Consider the following 321-nt stretch of genomic DNA (forward strand, 5'->3'; position numbering starts at 1 on the left):
GTGTCCATTCCCTGAATCCCGAAATGAAAGGAGGAATTCCCCCATGAAGCTTTTTGTCGGCATTGACGTGAGCTCCAAAGAACTGGAGACGTGTTTCATGAATACCGACGGGGACAAACTAGAGACCCTGACGGTTCAAAATAACCTGGAAGGCGCTGCGTATCTTCGAGACCGCATCGTAGCCTTGGCGGACAAGCATGTGGTGGCCGAGATCCATATCGGTCTTGAAGCCACATCGGTGTACAGCTGGCATCCAGCCATGTACTTCCATCAAGATGCTGCGTTGCAGGAGCGCAAGACCAAGGTGTTCACCATCAATCC

General features: G+C 52.0%; 1 protein-coding gene. It reads left to right on the forward strand.

Annotated elements, in window-relative coordinates:
* Positions 1 to 43 precede the first annotated feature (43 nt).
* The coding region (locus PA598K_RS39205; RefSeq protein WP_148091961.1) for an IS110 family transposase at positions 44 to 321 on the forward strand (278 nt) is incomplete at its 3' end.

This window comes from Paenibacillus sp. 598K (assembly GCF_003851045.1).
Classification (GTDB): domain Bacteria; phylum Bacillota; class Bacilli; order Paenibacillales; family Paenibacillaceae; genus Paenibacillus_D.